Origin of the sequence: Dyadobacter flavalbus (genome assembly GCF_006149045.1) — a bacterium.
In the GTDB taxonomy this organism is placed as follows: Bacteria; Bacteroidota; Bacteroidia; order Cytophagales; family Spirosomataceae; genus Dyadobacter; species Dyadobacter flavalbus.
In genome coordinates, this window is record NZ_VBSN01000027.1 from 838,357 (window position 1) to 853,800 (window position 15,444).

Sequence of the window (15,444 nt, forward strand, 5' to 3'; positions counted from 1 at the left end):
ATAAAATAGTGAATGTTAGTGCAATAAAAATAAATCTACATTAGACTACCAAACGGTTGTTATGATCCGGGAAAACAATCATGGGTTTAAAGGTTTTTGCTTCTTCCTGCGATATGGAACCATAGGCTATAATGATAATAATGTCGCCGATCTGGACTCTTCTTGCTGCTGCGCCGTTAAGGCAAATCATGCCGCTGCCGCGCTCGCCTTTGATGACATAGGTTACAAAACGTTCGCCGTTGTTGTTGTTTACAATATGCACCTGTTCATTTTCAACTAATCCGGCGGCATCTATAAGATCTTCATCAATAGTGATGCTTCCTACATAATTCAATTCAGCCTGGGTTACTTTTACCCGGTGAATCTTCGATTTCATGATTGTTATTTGCATTCCCTTTTAGGTCGAGATTCTGATTGATTCGCATTAATTCCCAAAGTTACAGGAATAATATGCAGCCTTCAAAACATCAGTATGCTGCTTAGGGTTCCAATCCGTTCTCTGCCGGCATCCGGTATGGAGATGTGAAATAAAAACGGGCACAGCCATGCGGGATCAGCCGCTATTCATTCATACAGTGCCTTTGGCCCTGCCAAGACATTATTATATTCCGGCGCTGATCCATAGCATAAGTAATAATTCGAATATGGATGCTTTATCCTTATTATCAACTTTTTTCCATTAAAAGATCCAATGAGTACAGAAAATAAACCGAAGGATGTTTCTCGCCGTGACTTTTTACAAAAGAGTACGGCAGCGGCAATTGGCAGTTTTTTTATAGTTCCCCGTCATGTTTTAGGTAAAGGATATCGTGCACCGAGTGATAAACTGAATATTGCCGGAGTCGGGGTTGGAGGTAAAGGTTTTTCGGATACAAATAACGCATGGAACAAAGGAGCTGAAAATCTGGTCGCATTGTGCGATGTGGACTGGGGACAGGCTAAAAAGAATTTTGAACTGCATCCGGACGCCAAAAAATACAAGGATTTCCGCAAGATGTTTGATGAAATGGAAAAGGACATCGACGCGGTTACGGTTTCAACCACAGACCATATGCATGCCATTATTGCCATGGCAGCCATGCAGAGAGGAAAACACGTTTATGTTCAGAAACCTTTAACGCACGATATTTACGAAGCGCGCATGCTGACCGAAGCTGCACGGAAATACAAGGTTGTAACACAAATGGGAAATCAGGGCGCGTCAAACCCTGCACAAACCCAGATGAAAGAATGGTTTAACAAAGGCCTCATCGGAAATGTACATGAAGCGCACGTATGGACAAACCGTCCCGTGTGGCCGCAGGGCATTCCGGTTCCTACGGGCAAGTTTGACGTGCCTTCGGACATTGACTGGGAACTTTGGGTCGGCTCGGCAGAATGGGTGGATTACAACCCGGCATGGCATCCTTTCAAATGGCGCGGCTGGTGGAATTTCGGAACGGGCGCTCTGGGCGATATGGGCTGTCACCTGATCGATCCGGCTTTCCGTACGCTCGGACTTGGTTATCCAACGGAACTGGAATGCAGCGTAGGCCAGGTTTTCATTAAAGACTGGACTCCGGAATATATTCCTGAAGGCTGCCCGCCGTCTTCACGTGTACAGCTGAAATTTCCTGCCAACAAAATAAACAAGTCGGAAGTTACGCTTACATGGCACGACGGCGGTCTGCGTCCTTTCCATCCGGAACTGATCCCGGCAAACGATCCGCTCGGAGAACCGGACAGCAGCAACGGCGTTCTGTTAATTGGTGAAAAAGGCGTGATGACCTGCGGTACGTATGGAATTGACCCGAAAGTATATCTGAAAGACGGTACCAAGCTGGAATACAAACAAGGTGATTTCGGTAACAAGTATACCGTTATGCCGGAGTTTGGCCATCATGTTTCCTGGTCCGATGCCTGCAAAGCCGGTTTTAACAGCAAGGAGCACAAGGCACTTACATCTTCTTTCGACTACGCAGGTCCTTTGACTGAAACCGTTATCATGGGAAATCTTGGTATCCGCAGTTATAACCTGCGTGAAGCGAAAGCAGACGGAAAAGGGTTTAACTATCCGGGCCGCAAGAAGCTGTTATGGGACGGCAACAACATGAAGATAACCAACTTCGACGGTGCAAACCAGTTTGTAAAACGCAAATACAGAGGCGACTGGAAATTGTCCTAAATATAGAACATCCGTAACGTTGCAGCTTTTGCAGCGTTACGGATGTTTAAAAAACGATGTTGTCAATCAATCGTACCGGGCCGAGGAAAACGGCGATGCAAATGGCATTGCTTCCTTCCGGGCCAATGCGCTCTGCAGACTGCAGCGTTTTAAGGTCAACAACCTCTATATAATCAAGTGTAAATCCGCTGGTTGCAAGCAATTCATTTTTTGCGAGTTCAGTAACGTCATCAACCGGTTTGCCTGCAAGCAGGTTTTCTTTTGCTGATGTCAGCACTTTGTAAATGGCCGGAGCAATATTTCTTTCACTTTCATTGAGCCGCCTGTTTCTGGAAGACATGGCCAGTCCGTCCTGCTCGCGTACAGTCGGGCATACGACGAGTTCCAGATCAAACGAAAGGTCCGCTACAAGCCTTTTAATAATGGAAACCTGCTGCAGATCTTTCTGCCCGAAATAAGCCTTATGCGGCCGGACGATATTAAAGAGCTTTGAAACCACAATTCCGACCCCATTGAAGTGACCCGGCCGGGAAGCGCCTTCCATAACCGTTTCAAGCGTTCCGAAATTGATTTTCAGCACAGCTGCTTCGGGATACATTTCTTCGACGGACGGGGCAAAAACAGCCGAGCAGCCGGCTTTTTCAAGCATGGCATAATCTTCTTCGGGCGTTCTGGGATATTTCAGAAGATCTTCGGGATTATTGAACTGCGTGGGATTGACAAAGATGCTGCAAACCGTAATGTCCGTCTGCCGGATAGCGCTTTCGATCAGTGAAATATGTCCTTCGTGCAAGGCGCCCATGGTAGGAACAAGGCCGACGGTACGTTGCTTTAAAAGCTGCTGATCGAGATAATTTCTGAGGCTTTTGACTGAAGTAAATACTTCCATTTAAAATATAAATCAGGGGCAGTAAGCAAATCCTTTCCTGTGCTTTTTAACCTGGGCAGGAACAACAGGCAGGATTCAAGAATATCTGAGGCAGGCAATCCCAATCTGAACGCAATATTACATTTAGTTTGGAATATCTTTTGAAAATGCGATTTTTTTTGTATAATTTTGCAAAACTTTTTTTCACAAACTGCTAAAAGGATCTATGGAGAAACTACGAATTTTGTATGTAGCCAGTGAAATCAATCCCTTCCTTCAAACCACAGATGTTGCCGATTACGTAAGAAAACTTCCTCAGGCAATGCAAGAACTAGGTGCAGAAATCAGAATTCTGGTTCCCCGTTTTGGTTTAATCAATGAGCGCAAAAACCGGCTTCATGAAGTAGTTCGACTGTCTGGAATAAATATTACTGTAGGAGATGAAGAAAAGCCGTTGATCATTAAAGTAGCTTCCATTCCGAATGCCAAGTTACAAGTCTATTTCATAGATAATGATGATTACTTTCACAGAAAATCAGTATTCTTTGATAAAGAGAATAACTTTTTTGATGATAACGATGAGCGTGCCATTTTCTTTTGCAAGGGGGTGTTGGAAACCGTAAAGAAACTGGGATGGGCTCCGGATGTTGTACATTGTAATGACTGGATGACTGCTCTGATTCCGTTATATTTAAAAACCACTTATCGCAACGATCCGATGTTCAAGGATACGAAAAGTGTGTTTACTGTGCATAATAATGCTTTTGATTACAAATTTGATGCTGATCTGCAAAGCAAGGCCAAGGCAATGGATGTAAGTGACGAAGCTTTGTCACATCTGCATTCGGCGGATTTTGAAGGCTTTGTTAAAATCGGCTGTGCTTATGCGGATGCCGTTATCAAAGCGGACGATCACTGCAGCGAAAGCCTGAACCAGATTTTCAATAATGCTCCGAAGCGTGTCGAGCTGGACGAGCACAATGAGAAATTCTCCGAATCGTATTACAATCTGTATACGGACCTGATGAATTGATTCAGATAAAAATTTACTAAAAACGGCGGCTTCATCAAGTCGCCTTTTTTTTGTGCCGGATTTTTTATGCTGATGTGTTCGAACACTCTTGAAGGAATAAACCAATTTCATTTTTCCGGGAAAATATAGTTTGTGAAGCAAGGCTGATTTCTATTTATTTGCACATTCTTATTTACATACACTTAAACTTGAAACTTCTGATATGTGTGGAATTGTAGCTTACACCGGCAGCAGAGAAGCATGCCCGTTGATCCTGAAAGGCCTGAAAAGACTTGAATACCGCGGTTATGACAGTTCGGGAATTGCGCTGCTCGAAAATGGCAACTTGAATATTTACAAGAAAAAAGGAAAGGTTGGTGATCTGGAAAACCAGCTTACCGAAAAGCAATTTTCTGCAACAACCGGAATCGGCCATACCCGCTGGGCCACACACGGCGAACCCAATGATGCCAATGCGCATCCTCATTTTTCCAACAACCGCAGACTTGCCATTATCCACAACGGGATTATTGAAAATTATGCAGCCATCAGGCAGAACCTGACGCAGAAAGGACACGTATTTCACAGCGACACGGATACAGAGGTTCTCATACATTTTATTGAAGACATTCAACAGGAAACCGGCCATTCCCTTGACGCAGCAGTTCGTCTGGCTTTAAAGGAAGTGGTAGGCGCTTATGCGATTGTTGTCATGTCTGCGGATCATCCCGGGCAGCTGATCGCAGCCAGAAAAGGCAGTCCGCTGGTGATCGGCATCGGAGAAAACGAATACTTTTTAGCTTCTGACGCTACACCGATTATTGAATACACCAAAAACGTGGTTTATCTCGATGATTATGAAGTGGCAATCGTAAGTAAAGGAAAACTGAGCATTCAGAATCTGGACAGTACAGAAACAGTACCTTACATCCAGATGCTTGAAATGGAGCTGGATACCATTGAAAAAGGCGGTTATGACCATTTCATGATCAAAGAAATTTTTGAACAGCCCCGTTCCATTGCGGACAGCATGCGCGGAAGACTTCGTGCAGCGGACCTGCATCTGCAACTGGGCGGACTGGACAGTTATCTTGACAAACTTGCCTGTGCCGAGCGGATTATCATTGTAGGCTGCGGAACTTCGTGGCATGCCGGGCTTGTGGCCGAATATCTGTTTGAAGAGCTTGCACGCATCAATGTGGAAGTGGAGTACGCTTCGGAATTTCGTTACCGCAATCCCGTTATCAGGGAAAACGACATGGTAATAGCCATTTCGCAATCCGGAGAAACGGCGGATACACTGGCTGCCATTGAACTTGCGAAGTCGAGAGGAGCTTCGATATTTGGCGTATGCAATGTTGTAGGATCTTCGATTGCACGTGCTACGCATGCGGGCGCTTATACGCATGCCGGCCCGGAAATAGGCGTTGCAAGTACAAAAGCTTTTACGGCACAGGTTACGGTACTGACCTTGATTGCCATTGCCGTCGCCAGAAAGAAAAACACGATCACAGAAGAAAGTTACCGCCAGCTGCTGACGGCACTTGAAGCCATGCCCGGCAAGGTTGAAAAAGTGTTTGAACATGCTTCCAGGATCAAGGAAATTGCCTATATATTCACATATGCGCGAAATTTTATTTATCTCGGACGCGGCCTTAACTTTCCTGTTGCGCTGGAAGGAGCCCTTAAGCTGAAAGAAATTTCCTACATACATGCAGAAGGTTATCCCGCAGCTGAAATGAAACACGGGCCGATCGCATTGATTGACGAAGACATGCCGGTTGTATTTCTGGCAACCCGGGACAGTTCCTATGAAAAAATTGTCTCCAACATTCAGGAAGTGAAGGCAAGAAAAGGACGGGTTATTGCGATTGTGACGGAAGGAGATACTTTGATTCCGGAAATGGTCGATTTTGTAATTGAAGTTCCCGAAGTACATGAAAGTCTGACACCGCTGGTTTCGGTGATTCCCTTGCAGCTGCTTTCCTATTACATTGCGGTCATGCGCGGAAGAAATGTAGACCAGCCCAGAAATCTTGCAAAATCGGTTACAGTAGAGTAGGCGGGAAATATTGTTGCAGGCTTTTCGTTAATTTTGGACGCTCATTTACCGGTTACTCAGCATGATGTTAAAGCATTCCGTTTTGTTGCTTGTCCTTTTTGTTTCTGTTGCCATTTTTTCTTGTGGAAAAGAGGAGCAAAGTTATGCCCCGAAGCCAAAAGGTTATAACCGGATTGAACTTCCCGGCCATCGGTACCAAAAGCTTTTACAGGAACATCCTTACAGCTTCGAATTTTCGAAATATGCAGTTGTAGTGCCGGATACTTTTCCAATGGCAGAAAAAGACTGGGTATTTATCAATTATCCGCAGTTCAAAGCCAGTATACAGCTTACTTACAAAACGATCCGGAACGATCCGAAGCGTTTGAGCGACTTTATAAACGATACGTACAAACTGACAAGCAAGCACCAGATCCGGGCTTCATCCATTCAGGAACAGCGGGTTTTAACACAAAGCGGAAAAACGGCGATGCTGTTTAAAATAGAAGGAGACGTCCCGAGCCCTTATCAGTTTTACACAACCGACAGTACGACGCATTTTTTAAGAGGCGCCATTTATTTTCCTACTGCAACGAAAAATGATTCGCTGGCTCCGGTTATCGATTACCTGCAGAAAGATATGCTTCAGCTTTTAAATACACTGGAATGGAGATAAAATCCGGAACGATATTGCAGTGAAAATTGTAAGCATGTATCTTTGATATCATGCATCTCAGCTTCCTTACAGATTATGCCAAGAAAACCGCCAAAAAACCAGCTGCCTCTCGATTATTCGGTTCGTGGTGACAGGATTGTCCTGCATCTTGGAGAAACTGAAGGCCGGAAAGTGGCAGACCGGCTTTTTGAAGGTTTGGTAAATGGCAACTGGATGATTGAGCCGGCTGGCGAAGCTGCGGATATTTCCTATGCACAGGATATCGTAAATCAGATCGGGCATAAACTTCCTTATCCAGAGGTGGTCAAAATAGCTCAGATGCGCAATGCTGATCCGGTATTTAAAGGGTTTTCTGCCATTTTTGATCAGAAAGGCTGGATTTTTGTAAATGCGGCAGCGGATATCAATGAACGGAATTATCACATTCATCTGCTGGCTGTGTCACTTGGACTGCATGCTTCTTATGCCAATCCGGAAACGCTGCTGCAACGTTCCGAAAAACTGATTTTTGATGTAATGCTTCCGTTCAAAGAAGTAGAAAGTTTTTTTCGTACAGGTATTTCCAGAATTCCGGCAAGTTTGGCCGCAGAAATTGCCGGATTCTTTAAAGTACCCTTCGCAATCGTTTTGAAAAGAGCTTTGGCACTGGAAATCATAACGAACGAACAATACAGCAGTTTCATAACTGTAAAGCCTGCCGTTCCTTCCAGACAGCGTGAACTCTTTGTTTCCAAAGAAGGAAATATGGACGATCTTGAAACACAGCTATTTTCCCGGGGGCTGGAAGAATAAGCTATTTGACCGACTCCAGATTACTCAAATCTGGCAAAGGACTAACGGAAGTCCAGCCGCCGTCTACAACAAGGCTTTGTCCGGTAATATGCCCTGAAAACGGTGAAAGCAGAAACAGCGCTGCGTTGGCAATATCTTCACAAATTGCTGGCCGGCCCATGGGCGTTATGGCTGACCATATTTTTGGATAGGACGGATCTTCGGAAAGCGTTCTTTCTGTAAGCGTTGCACCCGGAGCAACTGTGTTTATGGTGATTCCATGCGGGGAAAGTTCCAGCACCAGATTTTTGGCAAGCATTTCCAGACCCGCTTTCGTCATCGCATAAGCACCCAGAAACTGATGCGCCTGATGCCCGACCACTGAGGACATCAGCAGAATTCTTCCGCCTGATTTTTGTGATCGCATTTGCCTTGCTGCTGCTTGCGTAAGCAGGAATGAACCCATCAGATTTACTTCGAGCACTTTTTTCAGGTTTTCCGCAGGGTATTCAAAAAAATCTCCGAACAAGGTGATGCCGGCATTGGCAACGGTAATGGTCAGTTTTCCAAAACAGTGAATTGCTTCATCCACCATTCCGTCAATTACATCCTGTTTTGATGCGTCACCGGCAAAAGCAATGCATTCACCTCCCTTGTCACGGATCTTGCGTGCAGCGTCCGCTGCAAGTGTCTCGTTGGCATCATTCAGGATTACACATGCGCCCTGACAGGAAAGTTGCTTGGCAATCTCGAATCCAATTCCCTGGCCGGCACCGGTAACAATGGCAGCCTGATTGTCAAATAAGTGGCTATTCATCTTTGCTTTATGTTTTAAACTTTCCGGGATGCCGTATGCATCCCGGAAAGCCTGCTAGTGTGAATCTCTTGTAACTTTATCGCCCGAACCGCCCCGCAGGAAGTCCAGATCTGCGCCTTCGTGCGCCTGCATCACGTGATTTATATGAAGGTTAACGTAACCGCGGTTGTATCCCATATCCAGTGGTTTCCAGTATGCCCGCCGATTATTCAGTTCTTCATCGGAGACTTCCAGATTCAGTTTTCTGTTTTCAACATCCAGCTCAATGATATCTCCATCCTGTACAAGCGCGAGCGTTCCGCCTACGGCTGCCTCCGGAGAAACATGCAAAACAACTGTTCCAAAACCTGTTCCGCTCATGCGTCCGTCCGAAATACGGATCATGTCCACAATTCCTTTTGCAAGGATTTTCTTGGGAAGCGACATATTTCCGACTTCCGGCATTCCGGGATAACCTTTCGGGCCTACGTTCTTAAGTACGAGAATGCAGTTTTCGTCCACATCAAGGTCCGGATCGTCAAGCCGGTGTTTGTAATCATCAATATCTTCAAAAACAACCGCTCTTCCGCGGTGCTTCATCAACGCAGGATTTAACGACGCAGAAGGTTTGATAACGGCTCCGTGCTCACAAAGATTTCCTCTTACAACCGCCAAACCCGTCAGGTTTTTAACGGGTTCTTCCAGTGTTGCAATTACTTCCGGATTGTAGCATTCTGCCGTACTGCTGTTTTCGGCCATGGTTTTCCCATTTACCGTAATGACATCTTTATGCAGAAGACTGATCATTTCCTTGATCACAACGGGCAGGCCGCCGGCATAGTAAAAGTCTTCCATAAAATATCCGCCCGACGGCTGAAGGTTCAGCAGCAGCGGTATTTTGGCGCAAAGGTCATTGAAATGATCCAGCGAAAGATCCACGCCGATCCTTCCGGCAATGGCCAGCAAATGGATTACAAAATTCGTAGAACCTCCGATTGCCGCATTCAGCATAATGGCATTTTCGAAAGCTTCTTTGGTCAGGATCTGCGACATGCGCAGATCTTCATTCACCATCTGGACAATCCTTCTTCCGGACAAATGGGCAATTACTTTCCGGCGCGAATCAGCAGCGGGAATTGCTGCATTTTCGGGCAAAGTGAGTCCGAGCGATTCCACCATGCAAGCCATTGTGGAGGCCGTTCCCATCACGGCACAATGGCCGTTGCTTCTGCACATGCAGGCTTCTGCCGTTGTCAGTTCTTCCTGCGATATTTCACCTTTCCGGTACATTTCACTGAACCGCCAGACATCGCTTGTGCCGATGTTTGTTCCGCGGTATCTTCCGGTGAGCATCGGGCCGCCCGAAACGACAATCGTCGGAATGTCTACGCTTGCGGCGCCCATCACGAGCGAAGGAGTCGTTTTGTCACATCCGCAAAGCAGCACAACGCCGTCGATCGGATTGGCGCGGATGGATTCTTCTACATCCATACTGGCCAGGTTGCGGTAAAGCATGGCCGTTGGTTTGATCAAGGTTTCTCCCAGTGACATAACAGGAAATTCGAGCGGAAAACCGCCGGCTTCCCAAACGCCGCGCTTTACAGATTCTGCAAGTTCACGAAAATGCCCGTTACAAGGCGTAAGCTCTGAAAAAGTATTGCATATTCCGATTACGGGCCTTCCGTCAAATTCATCAGCCGGATAACCCTGATTTTTCATCCATGCCCTGTATATGAATCCGTCTTTCCCTGATTTGCCAAACCAGCCGCGGCTGCGTAACTTATTTTCTCCCATTATTTGCCATTGTTTACATGTAAATAAGTAAAGGCCGGCAGCAGTAAAATATAATTCCGGCAACCCTTTAAAATAAATATTGTATATTCGTTTTGCACGTGCCCGGGATTGTCCATGATTTTGAAGAGAGATTATAAATTGTTGCTTTACTTGCTTTTACAGCTGATTGCATTGCCTACATTTGCTCAGTACCAGAATGACAATTTCATTGAAAGGCTGTTAAAAAAACATCCTGAAAGGTTCTCCGAAATTCTTGATCATCCTGAAAAATATCAGATTCAGGTCCTTTATACCCGCATTGACCGTAACCGGAAGAATGAACCGCATTTAACGACGCATGGCTATCAGGTCAGCAGCTCCAACTATTTTTATCCGGCCAGTACGGTGAAGCTGTCGGCGGTGGTTCTGGCACTTGACAAGTTGAACCGTCTTGGAATTGACAAGTATACGCCGATGATTACACTGGCCGACAGGCCTGAACAAACGGCAGTTTCAAAGGATACGTCATCAGAAAACGGCCTGCCTTCAGTAGCGCATTATGCAAAGAAAATACTGCTGGCAAGCGATAACGATGCCTTTAACCGGCTGTATGAATTTATCGGACAGGAAGAGTTCAATGAATCCATGCATAAAAAAGGCTACACGCATGTGAGAATTCTGCACCGGCTGGAATCGCCGCTTAGTGCCGAAAATAACAGATACACCAATCCGGTCCGGTTTGAAAAGGATGGAAAAGTAGTTTATGAGCAGCCGGCTCAGTATTGCAGTAAGGATTACAAATCTGAAAAACCCATCCTGAGAGGAAAAGGATTTATTAAAGACGGAGAACTGATCAATGAACCTTTTGACTTTTCCACTAAAAACTATTTTGCACTGGAAGATCAGCACCGGCTTTTGCAGGCCATTATTTTTCCGGAACAGGTTCCCGTTGAACAGCGGTTCAATTTAACCCGTGAAGATTACCGTTTTATTTACCAGTATATGTCTCAATTTCCGGTGGAAACCAGCTTTCCTGCGAGCTACACGGATGATTACTACGACGGATATGTAAAATTCCTGCTTTTTGGCGCAACAAAAACGCGTTTGCCAAGGCATATCCGGTTATTTAACAAATCAGGTGATGCATACGGCTATTTGCTCGACAATGCTTATATCGCTGATTTTGAAAAAGGAATCGAATTCATGCTGACAGCCGTTATTTACTGCAATGAAGATCAGATTTTCAATGACGATAAATATGAGTACGACAGCAAAGGTTTTCCTTTTATGGTCAATCTGGGGAAAACGATTTTTGAATACGAACTTAACCGCAAAAGAACAGTGAGGCCCGATTTAAGCCGGTATGAAGTGGAATATGATAAATAAAAATTTCAGGAAACCCTGAATTTCAGCCTCGGCGCAATCTGGCAAATGTAGATATTGATAAGATGGCCGATAATCAGTAAAGCCGAACCTGCATAGCTGAGCCACGTAAAAACCGGGCTATAACTTTCCAGTATCAGCGAAACGGAGAACAAGGCCAAAGCGCCCCAGAGCAGTATGCGTACCGACAAGGATTTGTGATCACGCGTAGCATAATAAACTGCAATGCCGTTTACGATTATAAACAGGTAATCCAGAGAAAGCAGGCCTTCATGCGTGTGAAACTTCTGCAGAAAACCGGAGCCGAATGCCAGCGCAGGCATAATCAGGCAATGTATGATGCACAATACAGAACCCAGAATTCCAAAATAGTCGGCCTTGCCATGTGAGTGTGTTGCTTTCATACCAGATACAATCATGTTGCAAAAATAGGGTTATCGACATCAACATGCAACAGGGTTGCAAAATATTTTATTTTTGCCTTTACTTTTAACCTTTGTTAAAGATCCGAAAGTTCCGAACTTAGAACTTAACTTTGGCAGGAAAGGTTTTATAGTCACCACACAAATAACGATCTGTTTTAAGCAATGGAACAATTAAGAGAAATGCTGAAAGGACATCAACTTCGCACGACAACATGCCGGGAAGACGTACTTTCAACATTTATAAGCAAAAAGAATGCCCTTTCGCACGGTGACCTTGAAGGAATGCTGGGCGAGAATTATGATCGTGTGACGATTTACCGTACGCTGAAAACTTTTCTGGAAAAAGGAATCATTCATAAAGTCCTTGATGACGAAGGCCTGCGTTATGCCCTTTGTTCGCAGAATTGTTCCGAGGAAAAGCATCAGCACGATCATATTCATTTCAAATGCAATGAATGCGGCGAAACCAACTGCATTGAAAACCTGCACATTCCTGCCGTGAAACTGCCGGAAGGTTACATGCCGGAAAACTTTAATTTGCTGATTCAGGGAATTTGCCCGAAATGCAAATCGTAGTGACAATCATTTGATCGTCAACGTGAAATCAAGGTTTACGTCATCGCTTCCCGGCGCAGCTGAACCGTTTTTGGTGCCCGGCTGATGACGGAGCTGTACTTTTAGCACGCCGGTCCCGGCTGCGCCCGTAAGCGCCTCGCCTTTCAGTCCGATGTTGAAGTTGTTGGCATCTTTATCGCCGTAGGTATAAGTAAGCAGGGTAGCAGGAGCAGGCGTGTAAATCAGCAGGTGCTCCTCCGCTTTTTCCTGAATTTCTTCGGTAACGTCTTCGGCCGGCGTTTTACTTTCATCCTTCATTTCTACGGTCAGCGTGTAAGCTGTATTCGGTTTCAGCAAAATGGCGTCAAATTGTACCGGAGCATTGCCCCCGTCGCCGTCTGTATCCTTGTAGGAAAATGAATTTACCGTAGTCGTTCCTTTTTCTGCAAATTTTAGTGTAACCGTTGTAATCAGTTCATTTTCATCATCCGGTTCCACGTCTTCTCCTGCATCCTTGCACTGGGTAAAAGTCAATGCTGTAAATAGGAGCAAAGCCAGCGTCAGTTTTTGGTTTATTTTCATAATCAAGGTTTATGGTTGGTTAATGTTTTTTAGGCTCCGAAACTGTATTTGAAGCGTACGGAAATATTCCGGCCCATTTCGTCGGCATAGTAACGGAAGCGGTTCAGATAATCTCGATAAGCGGTATTGAACAGATTCTGAACTGTAATGCCCGTTTCAAGCTGATGTTTATTTGAAAGCCGTATGGACGAGCCTGCCTGAACGGTCCAGATCGAATAAGCTTTGGGCGGGGGCGCAAAATCACTTTCCGGAGGAACCCGCTTTTGCCTTGCTACAAATAAATTTCCTGCTGAAATGTAAGTCTGATGCCAGTTTCCAAAATCCGGCAAATCGTATTTCAGCTGATTATCAATCCTGTTTGCAGGGATCATGACAAGATAATTGTCATTGCGGCGGTCATATGCCTGAAGATAACTCAGCTTGCTGCTGAAAGTCGTCGTTTTAACAAATTTCCAGCTTGCGGAAACATCCACTCCTTTGAATGTTGCGTCTGTTTGCGTGTATTTGAAATAAGGAAAAGAACCTCTGATCGTCAGGATCGGCTCCGGCTGCGGTTTCAGGTAAATGTAATCCGAGATGAAATTGTAATAGCCACCAACTTCAAAAGTCAGTCTTTCGCCAGCATACTTGACACTTCCGATTGTATTAATTGCCGTTTCAGGCTGTAAGGAAGCATCGCCTTTTTCATAAGCTGCGGCTCCGTGATGCACGCCGTCACTGAAAAGTTCGCTTACATTCGGTGCCCGCCAGGCCGTTCCGACGTTTAATCTTGCAGAAAGCCGTCCTGAAAAATTCTTTGTTGCGCCGAGCGTTCCTGAAAAGTTTTTGAAATTAAAATCATCCGCCAGTTTTTCCTTGCTGACAATCCGGTATGTTTTCAGCTTGCGGTAATCGTACCGTACGCCTGCTTCCAGTTCCCAGCTGTTTCTGACGTACCGTTCCATCCAGAAAATACCGACATTGAACTGGTTAAAGTTGGGAATCAACGGTCTTCCGCTCATCAGGTTATACTGATACAATGTACTTACGCCCACTTGCCCGGCCAGTTTTCCGGCAATGGGTTTATGGTCCCAAACGACATCATTGGTCAGCGTGGATAATTTGAATGTGAGCTCCGGATGGTTTAAAGCAGCTATGGAATCATTTCTGGACCGGTGCAGATCATATTCGTTCCGGTTATTGATCTGCCGTGCAGCAGTCCACTGAAGTTTGTTGCCATTCTGAAAATGATAATGCGTTTCTGCTTTGATGAGGTCGTGTGTAACATTCTGGTTTGGCCTTGCAATGGCGTAGCTGAAACCGGATTTTATAAACGGTTCTCCATTTCTGATAACGTTCAGCAAATCAGTTACACTGCCAATATGAGAACCGGAAAAAATACCGATTTTCGTATCAAAACGGCTGTAAAACAAATCAATTCCAAAACCTTTATTGCGGTAACCGGCTGCCAGTGAGAAGTTCTTTTCATTGGTTCCGGTATTATCCAGATAATAATCCGGCGTTCTGATGTTTCCGCTTTTCTTGATTGTTCCCTGCGCTCTCCAGCCAAAACCTTTGAGCATTTTTATGCCGCCCTGCACAGTTCCCGACAAAACGCCCTGACGGCCGTTTGAAAAACCGACAGTATTCAATTCGCTGCTCAGCGGTTTGTCAAAAGGAAGTTCTTCCGGTTCCACCAGAATGACGCCTCCGATTGCATCCGAACCATAGCGTACGCCGGCAGCACCTTTTACAACCGAAAGCCGGGTTGCAATGAACGGATCAATTTCGGGTGCATGTTCCGATCCCCATTGCTGGCCTTCCTGCCGCACGCCGTTGTTCATGATCAGGACGCGGTTGCTGTGCAATCCATGAATAACCGGTTTGGAAATGGAAGAGCCTGTTTGCAGAGAAGTTACGCCGGGCAACCCTTTCAGGCTTTCGGCCAAGCTTCTGCCTCTTGTATTCTCAAGCTCGTTTCCGCTGATCGTGCTTAATGGCTGTGAGGAAGGTTCCTGCGAGCGGTGCGCTGTTATTTCAACATCTTTCAGGTGAATTTCCTGTTCCTGCAGGCTGAAATCTTCGATATGTCCTGATGTAAGGTCAAGTGTCTGCCTGAATGAATTGTAACCGACAATCCTGCACTCGAGCGTATAAGTTCCGGGGCACAGATTGCGGAGTTCATAGCGGCCTTTTTCATCTGTAAAAACCCCGCTGTTTTGTCCGATGATCAGAACGGTCGCGCCGACAACTGGCTGACTGGAATGTTTGTCTCTGACAATGCCTTTTACAAAACAGGCGCAGTTGCTGTTTTGTCCGAAAACAGATATCGAAAATGCAGTCATTAACAAGCCGAATATCAACTTGCTGAATAGGTTATATTTAGTCTTTGCACTTGAAAACCCGGAAAAACTCATTA

General features: G+C 45.4%; 14 protein-coding genes. 7 read left to right on the forward strand and 7 right to left on the reverse strand.

The window, feature by feature from the left end:
* Nucleotides 1–40: 40 nt before the first annotated feature.
* Nucleotides 41–391: an aspartate 1-decarboxylase gene (gene panD / locus FEM33_RS08760; protein ID WP_139011650.1), complete on the reverse strand. Its 351-nt coding sequence runs from the start codon at nucleotides 389–391 to the stop codon at nucleotides 41–43.
* Between the two features lie 300 nt (nucleotides 392–691).
* Here panD and FEM33_RS08765 point away from each other — a divergent pair, with 300 nt between their 5' ends.
* Nucleotides 692–2,164, forward strand: a complete 1,473-nt coding sequence (locus FEM33_RS08765) for a Gfo/Idh/MocA family protein (protein WP_139011651.1) — start codon at nucleotides 692–694, stop codon at nucleotides 2,162–2,164.
* A 46-nt stretch (nucleotides 2,165–2,210) separates the two neighbouring features.
* Here FEM33_RS08765 and panC read toward each other — a convergent pair whose 3' ends face one another.
* Nucleotides 2,211–3,053 carry a pantoate--beta-alanine ligase gene (panC, locus tag FEM33_RS08770; protein WP_139011652.1) on the reverse strand — a complete coding sequence of 281 codons (843 nt, stop codon included), beginning with the start codon at nucleotides 3,051–3,053 and terminating at the stop codon, nucleotides 2,211–2,213.
* 205 nt (nucleotides 3,054–3,258) lie between these two features.
* On the opposite strand from panC, the gene FEM33_RS08775 reads away from it, so the two are divergent.
* The 4 genes from FEM33_RS08775 to FEM33_RS08790 all read left to right on the forward strand — a co-directional run bounded on the left by FEM33_RS08775 (nucleotide 3,259) and on the right by FEM33_RS08790 (nucleotide 7,553).
* Nucleotides 3,259–4,065: a glycogen/starch synthase gene (locus FEM33_RS08775; RefSeq protein ID WP_139011653.1), complete on the forward strand. Its 807-nt coding sequence runs from the start codon at nucleotides 3,259–3,261 to the stop codon at nucleotides 4,063–4,065.
* Between the two features lie 202 nt (nucleotides 4,066–4,267).
* Nucleotides 4,268–6,106: a glutamine--fructose-6-phosphate transaminase (isomerizing) gene (gene glmS / locus FEM33_RS08780; protein ID WP_139011654.1), complete on the forward strand. Its 1,839-nt coding sequence runs from the start codon at nucleotides 4,268–4,270 to the stop codon at nucleotides 6,104–6,106.
* A gap of 64 nt (nucleotides 6,107–6,170) precedes the next feature.
* Nucleotides 6,171–6,761 carry a gliding motility lipoprotein GldD gene (gene gldD, locus FEM33_RS08785; RefSeq protein ID WP_139011826.1) on the forward strand — a complete coding sequence of 197 codons (591 nt, stop codon included), beginning with the start codon at nucleotides 6,171–6,173 and terminating at the stop codon, nucleotides 6,759–6,761.
* Between the two features lie 75 nt (nucleotides 6,762–6,836).
* Nucleotides 6,837–7,553, forward strand: coding sequence for a hypothetical protein (locus FEM33_RS08790; RefSeq protein ID WP_139011655.1), 717 nt, complete (start codon nucleotides 6,837–6,839; stop codon nucleotides 7,551–7,553).
* Nucleotide 7,554: 1 nt separating this feature from the next.
* Here the strand turns inward: FEM33_RS08790 and FEM33_RS08795 are convergent, their stop codons facing one another.
* Together FEM33_RS08795 and FEM33_RS08800 are read right to left on the reverse strand one after the other, a co-directional pair.
* Nucleotides 7,555–8,349 carry an SDR family NAD(P)-dependent oxidoreductase gene (locus tag FEM33_RS08795; protein ID WP_139011656.1) on the reverse strand — a complete coding sequence of 265 codons (795 nt, stop codon included), beginning with the start codon at nucleotides 8,347–8,349 and terminating at the stop codon, nucleotides 7,555–7,557.
* 54 nt (nucleotides 8,350–8,403) lie between these two features.
* Entirely contained in the window at nucleotides 8,404–10,122 is a 1,719-nt protein-coding gene (locus tag FEM33_RS08800) for an IlvD/Edd family dehydratase (RefSeq protein ID WP_139011657.1), read from the reverse strand.
* Nucleotides 10,123–10,236: 114 nt separating this feature from the next.
* Between FEM33_RS08800 and FEM33_RS08805 the strand changes: the two genes are divergently transcribed.
* Nucleotides 10,237–11,487 (forward strand): serine hydrolase, encoded by a 1,251-nt coding sequence (locus FEM33_RS08805; protein WP_139011658.1) that lies wholly within the window; start codon nucleotides 10,237–10,239, stop codon nucleotides 11,485–11,487.
* Between the two features lie 5 nt (nucleotides 11,488–11,492).
* On the opposite strand, the gene FEM33_RS08810 is transcribed toward FEM33_RS08805, so the two are convergent.
* On the reverse strand, nucleotides 11,493–11,888 hold the full coding sequence (locus FEM33_RS08810; protein ID WP_139011659.1) for a MerC domain-containing protein: 396 nt from the start codon (nucleotides 11,886–11,888) through the stop codon (nucleotides 11,493–11,495).
* A 183-nt stretch (nucleotides 11,889–12,071) separates the two neighbouring features.
* Here FEM33_RS08810 and FEM33_RS08815 point away from each other — a divergent pair, with 183 nt between their 5' ends.
* On the forward strand, nucleotides 12,072–12,485 hold the full coding sequence (locus FEM33_RS08815; RefSeq protein ID WP_139011660.1) for a Fur family transcriptional regulator: 414 nt from the start codon (nucleotides 12,072–12,074) through the stop codon (nucleotides 12,483–12,485).
* Between the two features lie 6 nt (nucleotides 12,486–12,491).
* On the opposite strand, the gene FEM33_RS08820 is transcribed toward FEM33_RS08815, so the two are convergent.
* Together FEM33_RS08820 and FEM33_RS08825 are read right to left on the reverse strand one after the other, a co-directional pair.
* The gene (locus FEM33_RS08820; RefSeq protein WP_139011661.1) at nucleotides 12,492–13,046 is read right to left on the reverse strand and encodes a hypothetical protein; all 555 of its coding nucleotides are present in this window, start codon (nucleotides 13,044–13,046) and stop codon (nucleotides 12,492–12,494) included.
* Nucleotides 13,047–13,075: 29 nt separating this feature from the next.
* Entirely contained in the window at nucleotides 13,076–15,370 is a 2,295-nt protein-coding gene (locus tag FEM33_RS08825; RefSeq protein ID WP_139011662.1) for a TonB-dependent receptor, read from the reverse strand.
* Between the last annotated feature and the right edge of the window lie 74 nt (nucleotides 15,371–15,444).